This is a genomic window from Methylobacterium symbioticum (assembly GCF_902141845.1).
GTDB classification, from domain to species: Bacteria; Pseudomonadota; Alphaproteobacteria; order Rhizobiales; family Beijerinckiaceae; genus Methylobacterium; species Methylobacterium symbioticum.
Genome location: NZ_CABFPH010000206.1, coordinates 1 through 3,244 on the forward strand (window position 1 = coordinate 1; position 3,244 = coordinate 3,244).

The following is a 3,244-nucleotide window of genomic DNA, read 5'->3' on the forward strand; positions in this document are numbered from 1 at the left end:
CGTCATCGAAGGCCACATTGTGAGGCCTGACACACGTCCGATCGAAGACCCCGCCGAAATCTCAAAGATCATGCTTGCCAAACAGGGGGCATCCACACACGCCCCGGGTTTCCCGGAGGCCGTTTGGTTTGGGTCAGGCGGCCAAGGACTGGGCCTCGGCCTGGGCATAATAGCGCGCTTCGGCCTCGGCGGGAGGGACGTTGCCGATGGGTTCGAGTAGCCGGCGGTGGTTGATGGACTGGATGCCCCCACCCGGCCGCAGCCGGTAAGCTCCATCGGGGGGCTCATTATCTGCCGGAGTGCCCAGCATGGATCCGATCGCAATCGTCGGCCTCGACCTGGCCAAGCGTGTCTTCCAAGTTCATGGCGCTCGCGCCGACGGCAGCGTCATCCTGCGCAAGAAGCTGTCGCGCCGCACAGGTTCTTACGTTCTTTGCTCAGCTGCCGCCCTGTATCGTCGCCATGGAGGCCTGCGCCTCGGCGCACGAGTGGGGACGCGCGATCCGCAAACTGGGTCACGAGGTCCGCCTGATCCCGCCCGCCTACGTCAAGCCGTTCATCAAACGCCAGAAGAACGATGCGGCCGACGCCGAGGCCATTGCCGAAGCTGCCGCGCGCCCAACGATGCGCTTCGTCGCGGTCAAGAGCGAGAGCCAGCAGGCTCGTGCGATGATCTTCCGAACACGTGACCTTCTGGTGCGCCAGCGAACCCAGCTGATCAACGCGCTGCGCGGCCATCTTGCCGAGCACGGTGTCGTTGCACCTCAGGGGACGACCAACGTGCACCAGCTCGCCCTGGCGATCGACGATGTTGCGACATCGCTCGATCCGATGGTCGTCGATCTGAGCCGCCTCTATCTCAACCAGATCCAGGACCTCGACACCCGGATTTCGGATTTGGAGAAGCGGGTCTCCCAGGAGGCCAAGCGAACCGGCGTGACGTCACGCCTCATGACGATGCCCGGAATCGGACCGGTCACCGCAATGGCGATCGAGACGTTCGCGCCGCCGATGGAGACGTTCAAGCGCGGGCGTGATTTTGCTGCGTGGCTTGGCCTCGTGCCGCGGCAGTTCTCTTCGGGCGGAAAGCCGGTCCTGGGTCGCGTATCCAAGATGGGCCAGCGCGACATCCGGCGTCTTCTGATCATCGGCGCGATGACAGTTGTCCGGTGGTCGATCCGCAAGGGCGCACCGGTCGGCTCCTGGCTGGCCAGGATGCTGGTGCGCAAGCCGCGTCTGGTCGTCGCCATCGCGCTGGCCAACAAGATGGCACGCGCGGCCTGGGCGATGCTGACGAAGAACGAGAACTTCCAGGTTCCGGTGCTGGCCGCGGTTTGATCGCACGATCAAGGCGTCCCGGCATCGGTGCGTGGGAAGGTCGAAGAGAGGTAAGGACGGAACGATCGGTCAGATCGGGATCAGGAAAAGCAAGATTGGTTGCCGAGCTACGAGCTCGCTTGTGTTGATCTGCACCTGATCCGCGCATCTCCATACTGGCCCGCGGCATGGACATGGCCGCAACACGAGGCCTGAGACATGACCTGCAGTAGTCAGGACTTGATCTGACAGGCGGTGTCATTGAGCTGAGGTGAGAGCCGAGGCCGGGCGCGGAGTGGTCGGGGTGCGCAGCGCCCGGCCTCGGCGTTTTCGAGGACACCGACCATGACAAGGGAACAGAAGGTCATCCGCGGCAAGGTGGGCCTGCTGGAGCTGGCCAAGCAGCTCGGCAACGTCAGCCAAGCCTGTAAGATGATGGGCTACTCGCGCGACAGCTTCTATCGATTCCGGGAGCTCTACGACACGGGCGGCGAGGTGGCGCTGCAGGAGCTGAGCCGGCGCAAGCCACTCCTGGCCAACCGCACCGCGCCCGAGGTCGAGGCGCTGATCGTGGAGATCGCCCTGGAGCAGCCGGCCTATGGGCAAATCCGCGTAGCCAACGAGGTTCGCAGGCGCGGGCATTCGATCTCACCGGCGGGCGTGCGCGGCGTCTGGCAGCGCCACGACCTGGAGACCATGAAGAAGCGGCTGAAGGCACTGGAGGCCAAGGTCGCGCAGGAAGGGCTAGTGCTGACCGAGGGCCAGCTCGCGGCGCTGGAGAAGGCCAAGGCCGAGAAGGAGACGCACGGCGAGTTCGAGAGCGAATGCCCGGGCTACTGCGGAGCGCAGGACACGTGTCTCAGTCGGCACGATGAAGGGGGTCGGACGGATCTACCAGCAGACCTTCATCGACACCTACGCCAAGGTGGCCTTCGCCAAGCTCTACGACCGTAAGACGGCTCTCACGGCGGCCGACCTGCTCAACGACCGCGTGGTGCCGTTCTTCGACGCTCAGGAAGTGAAGCTGTGCCGCGTGTTGACCGACCGCGGGACCGAATATTGCGGCAACCCCGAGCACCACGAGTACGAGCTCTACCTCGCGGTCGAGGATGTGGATCATTCCCGGACCAAGACCAAGAACCCACAGACGAACGGCATCGTCGAGCGCTTCCACAAGACGGTGCTGAACGAGTTCTACCGTGTCACCTTCCGCAAAAAGATCTACGGCTCGCTGGCCGAGCTGCAGGCGGACCTGGATGCATGGATCCAAAGCTACAACGAGGAGCGGTCGCATCAGGGCCGCTGGTGCTTCGGCAAGACACCGATGCAGACCTTCCTTGACGCCGTGCCACTGGCCCAGGAGAAGATGATCGCGGCCTGATCACCGTCAGGCAGTCGAGACCGACCATCTCCGGACATCGACTGTCAGATCGAGTACCAGCTACTACACATGACCGCACCCGATCCCCCGTCAGGACCACTGAGACCCTCTTGCGCAACAGGGGGCATCCAGACATGAACCAATCCACCCATTCGAGGGTGGCAAACTCGACGGCTTCGAACGAGCGCCAGGGTCCACGCTGGTGGATCACCTCGGTCTTGAACAGGCCGATCACCGTCTCGGCCTTGGCGTTGATGCTCCTATAATCGTCAAGCGGTGTTTGCGAGCGGTTCGGAAGCTCGCAGGCCGCCGCAGAGATGGGCATAGATCTCGCGGGCGACGAACCGCTTCAGGCAGCGGATGATTTCGCGCTTCGTCAGCCCCTCGGCCAGACGCCGCTGCATGTAGGCCAGCGTCGGCAGATGGCTGCGCAGGCGCACGATCACGGGTAGCGTCCGCGGACGAGGTGTAAATTCGAGGACCGCTTTGGCGGGGATTGGGGTGGCCATCGGGCCATGCGGCTAAGGTGGAGTTTGCGGACTTCAA

At 63.7% G+C, this 3,244-nt stretch carries 1 protein-coding gene and 3 pseudogenes; 3 read left to right on the forward strand and 1 reads right to left on the reverse strand.

Features of this window, described 5'->3' with window-relative positions; genetic code table 11:
- The 3 genes and pseudogenes from MET9862_RS29875 to MET9862_RS28720 form a co-directional block, all read left to right on the forward strand.
- Positions 1-220: hypothetical protein (locus tag MET9862_RS29875; RefSeq protein ID WP_210248139.1), on the forward strand; the 220-nt coding region annotated here is incomplete at its 5' end.
- A gap of 88 nt (positions 221-308) precedes the next feature.
- A pseudogene (locus tag MET9862_RS28715) lies at positions 309-1,338 on the forward strand (IS110 family RNA-guided transposase).
- A gap of 324 nt (positions 1,339-1,662) precedes the next feature.
- Positions 1,663-2,698 (forward strand): annotated as a pseudogene (locus tag MET9862_RS28720) (IS481 family transposase).
- Positions 2,699-2,967: 269 nt separating this feature from the next.
- On the opposite strand, the pseudogene MET9862_RS28725 reads toward MET9862_RS28720, so the two are convergent.
- Positions 2,968-3,141, reverse strand: a pseudogene (locus MET9862_RS28725) (IS110 family transposase); the annotation flags it as partial.
- Between the last annotated feature and the right edge of the window lie 103 nt (positions 3,142-3,244).